This is a genomic window from Microbacterium sp. Bi128, assembly GCF_918698205.1.
The window spans coordinates 1-5802 of record NZ_CAKKMM010000250.1 but is presented as its reverse complement, the minus strand read 5'-3'; the positions used below and the strand labels follow the sequence as shown (position 1 = coordinate 5802).

Genomic DNA, 5802 nt, shown 5'->3' with positions numbered 1-5802 from the left:
GTCGTGGAGGTGCTGCAGCGTTCCGCTCACGACGCCGGATTCGAACCGGAGATTGCCTTCCTGGCCAACGACTACCAGGAGGCCCAGGCCATGGTCAGCGTGGGAATGGGCGTGGCTATGGTGCCCAAAACCGCCGTGGCACTTCAGCATCCCGACGTGAAGGTGCTGAGCCTGGGCTCCGCTGCCCCGCTGCGGAGAATACTGCTGGCGCAGCGGGAGGACAAGGTCTATGCCCCGGCCGAGGTGGCCTTCCACTCCACCCTGTTGGAAATCGCCCGCGAACGGGCCGGCGACTATCACTAGACCACGAGGCTGCTCCGGTCACTCCGTAGGGCCGGGGCGCAGGGTGTCGAGCAGCGCGTCGATCACGCCGGCGTCCTCGATCGTGGAGGGCACCACGTAGGTCTCGCCGTCGGCGATCTGGCGCATGGTCTTGCGCAGGATCTTTCCCGAACGGGTCTTCGGCAGGGCATCCACCACGGTGACGTGCTTGAAGTCCGCCACGGCCCCGATGTCGCGCCGGACCAGGGCGATCAGGTCCTTGACCAGGACTTCCTCGGGCACGTCCACCCCGGACTTGAGGACCACGTAGCCGCTGGGCCGCTGGCCCTTGAGCGGGTCGGCGAGGCCGATCACGGCGCATTCGGCAACTGCCGGGTGCTGGCCGATCACCTGTTCCATGGCGCCGGTGGAGAGCCGGTGTCCGGCGACGTTGATGATGTCATCCGTGCGGCCCATGACGAAGACATAGCCGTCCTCGTCCCGGTAGCCCGAGCCACCGGCGGCACCGTAGCCCTCAAACGCCTGGAGGTACGAGGAAATGTAGCGGTCGTCGTTGCGCCAGAGCGTGGTCAGGGTGCCAGGCGGCAGCGGCAGGCCGAGGACGATGTTGCCTTCCGTGCCGGCCTCGACGTCCCCGCCCGCGCCGTCGACGACGTTGAGCCGGAAGCCGGGCATCGGGACGCTCGGCGACCCGGCCTTGATCGGCAGTCCGCCGAGGCCTCGGGGGTTGGCGCAGATGGCCCAGCCCGTCTCCGTCTGCCACCAGTGGTCGACCACCGGAACACCGAGCACCCGGGAGGCCCAGTGGAAGGTATCGGTGTCCAGCCGCTCGCCGGCCGCGAACAGGGTCCGCAGGCTGGCAATGTCGTACTTGTCCAGGAACCGGCCCTCAGGGTCGGCCTTGCGGATGGCCCGCAGCGCGGTGGGCGCGGTGAACAGCACGTTGACCTTGTGGTCCTGGATGACCCGCCAGAACGCGCCGGCGTCGGGCGTCCCCACCGGCTTGCCTTCGTACAGCACCGTGGTGGCGCCGGCCAGCAGCGGACCGTAGACGATGTAGGAGTGGCCCACCACCCAGCCGACATCCGAGGCGGTCCACATGACGTCGCCGGGGCCGACGTCGTAGAGGTTTTCCATGGTCCATTTCAGGGCCACGGCGTGGCCGCCGTTGTCCCGCACCACGCCCTTGGGCGAGCCGGTGGTGCCCGAGGTGTAGAGGATGTACAGCGGGTCCGTCGCCTTGACGTCCACCGGCGCGGCCGCCTCGGCGGAGGCCATCTCGGTGTCCCAGTCGAGCCACCCGGGGTGCTCGGCCGCCATGGAGGCCACCGTCGAGCCGAAGCCGTCCCTGGCCTTGACCAGCACCGGGGTTTCGGCGGCGCCGGCGATACTGAGGGCCTCGGCGACGGCAGGCAGGTACTCAATCCGGCGCGACGGCTCGATGCCGCCGGACGCCGTCACCACCGCCGCGGGGGCTGCGTCGCGGATGCGGGCGGCAAGTTCCTTGGGGGCAAACCCGCCGAAGACGACCGAGTGCACGGCGCCGAGCCGTGCGGTGGCCAGCATCGCGATGACGGCCTCGGGGATCATCGGCATGTAAATCACCACGCGGTCGCCCTTGCCGACGCCGCTGCGGCGCAGGACACCGGCGAACCGGGCCACGAGGTCCGTCAGTTCCGCATAGGTATAGCTCTGCCGGATGCCCACCATCGCGGAGTCGTAGACCAGGGCATCCTGCTGACCCCTACCCTGGGCGACGTGCCGGTCGAGGGCGTTGTACGACGTGTTCAGGACCCCGTCCGGAAACCAGTCGTAGAGCGGTGCCCGGCCCGCGTCGAGGGCCAGCCGCGGGGGCGTCTGCCAGGAGATCCCTTCCGCGGCCTCCAGCCAGAACTCTGCGGGATGTTCCAGGCTCCGTTCGTAGGCTGCCCGGTAGCTCTTGGTGACCATGACGTACATCCTGTCCACGACGTTGTGATGCGACCAATGATAGACAAGGGTAAACCGGGGCGGACCGGCGATACAAGGGTCATGTATACACAACTCGGCTATTTGTTCACCACAGGCGGCAATTGCTGGGCAACGAGCCGTTGCGTGTATACACTGATGTTGTTCCATCCCGACACAGCCGCCACCGAAGGAGGCAGGATGCGCGCCAGCGACAAGGCCTACGCGGCCCTGCGCGACGACATCATCGAATGGCGTCTCCTGCCCGGAACCGTGCTCGCGGAGGTGGAACAGTCGGCGCGCCTCGGCATCTCCCGCACCCCGCTGCGGGAGGCCCTGAGCCGGCTCACGGCCGAAGGGCTGACGACGACGGCGGGCGGCCGCGGCGTCGTCGTCACCGACATTTCCCTGGACGACATCGACGAACTGTTCGAACTGCGCGAAACCCTCGAGGGCAGGGCCGCCGCCCTGGCCGCCGAGCGCGGCGACCCCGCAACCTTCGATGCGTTGCGGCGCGAACTGCTCCAGGCCCCGGAACTGATCGGCGGACAGGATCCGGCCCTGCACGACTATTACGGGCTGGTCGGACGGCTGGACGCGGCCATCGACGCCGCCATCTCCAACGCCTACCTCGTCCAGGCCATGCGCAGTCTCCGCGTCCACCTCGTGCGCGTCCGGCGCCTGGCCGCCGACGACGCCGCCCGGCTTACTGCCGCGGCCGCCGAGCACGCTGCCATCGCCGAGGCGATCGCCGCTGGCAACCCGCGCCTGGCCGAGGCCGCCACCACGCTTCACCTGCACCGCAGTCTTTCGCACGTCAAAGCCACCCATACACCTCAGCAAAGGGAGCACCATGGTTAAGGAACACCACGTCCGCGTTTACAAGAGCGAGGAAAACCTGGGCCGCGAGGACCAGCTCGCCTACAAGATCGCCAAGGTCGCCGCGGATCCCGTGGAGGTCACCGATGAGGTCACCGACATGGTGATCAACCGGATCATCGACAACGCCTCGGTGGCGGTTGCCTCGCTGAACCGCGCCCCGATCGTCGCGGCCCGGGCCCAGGCCCTCACCCACGGCCCCAGCACCGGCGGCAAGGGCGCCAAGGTCTTCGGCATCGAGGAACGCGTCTCCCCCGAATGGGCCGCCTGGGCCAACGGCGTCGCGGTCCGTGAACTCGACTACCACGACACCTTCCTGGCCGCGGACTACTCGCACCCGGGTGACAACATCCCCCCGGTCCTGGCCGTCGCCCAGCACGTCGGTTCCAGCGGCCGGGACCTGGTCCGCGGCATCGCCACCGGCTACGAGATCCAGGTCAACCTGGTCAAGGCCATCTGCCTGCACAAGCACAAGATCGACCACGTGGCCCATCTCGGCCCGTCCGCGGCCGCCGGCATCGGCACCCTGCTGGGCCTCGACGTCGAGACCATCTTCCAGTCGGTCGGCCAGGCGCTGCACACCACCACCGCCACCCGGCAGTCCCGCAAGGGCGAAATCTCCACCTGGAAGGCGCACGCCCCCGCGTTCGCAGGCAAAATGGCCGTCGAATCCGCGGACCGTGCGATGCGCGGCCAGACCTCGCCCGTACCGATCTACGAGGGCGAAGACGGCGTGATCGCCTGGATGCTGGACGGCCCGGACGCCTCCTACACCGTGCCGCTGCCTGAGGCCGGCGAGGCCAAGCGGGCCATCATGGACACGTACACCAAGGAACACTCGGCCGAATACCAGGCCCAGGCGTGGATCGACCTCGCCCGCAAGCTCAACGGCGAACACCCCGAGGTCACGGACCCGGCCAATGTCGAATCCGTGCTGATCAAGACCAGCCACCATACCCACTACGTGATCGGCTCCGGCGCCAACGACCCGCAGAAGTACGATCCCACGGCCAGCCGCGAGACGCTGGACCACTCGATCCCGTACATTTTCACTGTCGCCCTGCAGGACGGCACCTGGCACCACGTGGACTCCTACGCCCCGGAACGCGCCGCCCGCCCCGACACCGTGGAACTCTGGCACAAGGTCACCACGGTCGAGGACCCGGAATGGACCCGCCGTTACCACTCCCTGGACATCGCCGAGAAGGCCTTCGGCGGCACCGTGGAGATCACGCTCAAGGACGGCACGGTCATCACCGATGACATCGCGGTCGCCGATGCCCACCCGCTGGGCGCCCGGCCGTTCGCCCGGGAGCAGTACGTCAACAAGTTCCGCACCCTCGCCGCCGGTCTGGTGGCCGACGAGGAGATCGAGCGTTTCCTCGCCGCCGCCGCCCGGCTCCCCGAGCTCGCCGCCGGCGAGCTGGACCAGCTGAACATCCAGGCCGCCGACGGCGTGATCGACCTCGCCGGCGCCCCGAAGGGACTCTTCTAATGTTGTATTCGAAAGTCACCCCGGAGCAAAAGCGGATCCGGTTCCGCGAAATCCTCGCCTCCGGCACCATCGCCCAGTTCCCCGGCGCGTTCAACCCGCTCTCGGCGCGGCTGATCGAGGAGAAGGGCTTCGCCGGGGTGTACATTTCCGGCGCCGTCCTCGCCAATGACCTGGGCCTGCCGGACATCGGGCTGACCACCCTCACGGAGGTCGCCACCCGCGCCGGGCAGATCGCCCGGATGACGGACCTGCCGGCAATCGTCGACGCCGACACCGGCTTCGGTGAGCCCATGAACGTGGCCCGGTCGGTCCAGGAACTCGAGAACGCCGGCCTGGCCGGCTGCCACATCGAGGACCAGTTCAACCCCAAGCGCTGCGGCCACCTCGACGGGAAGAACGTCGTGGACCTGGAAACCGCCACCAAGCGGATCCGGGCCGCGGCCGATGCCCGCCGCGACCCGAACTTCCTGATCATGGCCCGGACCGACATCCGCGCCACGGACGGGCTCGAGGCCGCCCAGGAGCGTGCCAAAGCGCTCGTGGAGGCCGGTGCGGACGCGATCTTCCCGGAGGCGATGAAGGACCTGGCCGAATTCCAGGCCATCCGCGACGCCGTCAACGTCCCGATCCTGGCCAACATGACCGAATTCGGCCAGAGTGCCTTGTTCACCGTGGAGGAGCTGGCCGGCGTCGGCGTCAATATGGTCATTTATCCGGTGACGCTGCTCCGTAGTGCCATGGGCGCTGCGGAGCGTACTCTGGAATCGATTAAGGCCGACGGAACCCAGGAGGCACAGGTTGGAAGCATGCTGACCCGTGCGCGTTTGTACGATCTCGTTGATTACGAGGCTTACAACCGTTTCGATACCGGAGTCTTTAATTTCCAGATCCCCGGTAAGTAAGCCCCGCATAGAACCTCCGGCACGTGCCGGTATACAGGCGTTAGGAACAAAGGAGTTTCAGCATGGCTGAACAGGACATTAAAAAGGGCCTCGCCGGCGTCGTGGTGGACTACACCGCAGTCTCCAAGGTCAACCCGGACACGAACTCGCTGCTGTACCGCGGCTACCCTGTCCAGGAACTGGCTGCCAAGTGCAGCTTCGAGGAAGTCGCCTACCTGCTCTGGAACGGCGAGCTGCCCGACGCGGAGCAGCTGGCGGAGTTTACCGCCCGGGAACGCGCCGGGCGTGCCCTGGATC

Annotated in this window: 6 protein-coding genes; 5 read left to right on the top strand and 1 reads right to left on the bottom strand. The window is 67.8% G+C overall.

Annotation, left to right across the window (positions count from 1 at the left end; genetic code table 11):
• Positions 1-303 (top strand): LysR substrate-binding domain-containing protein (locus LQV45_RS16175; RefSeq protein WP_230007912.1); only part of this gene is annotated, 303 nt, incomplete at its 5' end.
• Between the two features lie 18 nt (positions 304-321).
• On the opposite strand, the gene LQV45_RS16170 is transcribed toward LQV45_RS16175, so the two are convergent.
• On the bottom strand, positions 322-2232 hold the full coding sequence (locus LQV45_RS16170) for an AMP-binding protein (protein ID WP_230007911.1): 1911 nt from the start codon (positions 2230-2232) through the stop codon (positions 322-324).
• A 198-nt stretch (positions 2233-2430) separates the two neighbouring features.
• Here LQV45_RS16170 and LQV45_RS16165 point away from each other — a divergent pair, with 198 nt between their 5' ends.
• The 4 genes from LQV45_RS16165 to LQV45_RS16150 all read left to right on the top strand — a co-directional run.
• Complete coding sequence (locus tag LQV45_RS16165; RefSeq protein ID WP_028277407.1) at positions 2431-3090, top strand: GntR family transcriptional regulator; 660 nt, start codon at positions 2431-2433, stop codon at positions 3088-3090.
• Positions 3083-4603, top strand: coding sequence for an MmgE/PrpD family protein (locus tag LQV45_RS16160; RefSeq protein WP_230007910.1), 1521 nt, complete (start codon positions 3083-3085; stop codon positions 4601-4603). The genes LQV45_RS16165 and LQV45_RS16160 overlap by 8 nt, the downstream gene beginning before the upstream one ends.
• A complete protein-coding gene (gene prpB / locus LQV45_RS16155) occupies positions 4603-5505 on the top strand; it encodes a methylisocitrate lyase (RefSeq protein WP_230007909.1) in 903 nt (300 codons plus the stop codon). Before LQV45_RS16160 ends, prpB begins: the two co-directional genes overlap by 1 nt.
• Before the next feature lie 62 nt (positions 5506-5567).
• On the top strand, positions 5568-5802 hold a 235-nt coding region (locus LQV45_RS16150; protein ID WP_290370257.1), incomplete at its 3' end, for a citrate/2-methylcitrate synthase.

Coding starts and splice junctions, on each gene's coding strand:
- LQV45_RS16170 (WP_230007911.1), bottom strand. CDS start 2,232: ATGGTCACCAAGAGCTACCGGGCAGCCTACGAACGGAGCCTGGAACAT.
- prpB (WP_230007909.1), top strand. CDS start 4,603: ATGTTGTATTCGAAAGTCACCCCGGAGCAAAAGCGGATCCGGTTCCGC.
- LQV45_RS16165 (WP_028277407.1), top strand. CDS start 2,431: ATGCGCGCCAGCGACAAGGCCTACGCGGCCCTGCGCGACGACATCATC.
- LQV45_RS16160 (WP_230007910.1), top strand. CDS start 3,083: ATGGTTAAGGAACACCACGTCCGCGTTTACAAGAGCGAGGAAAACCTG.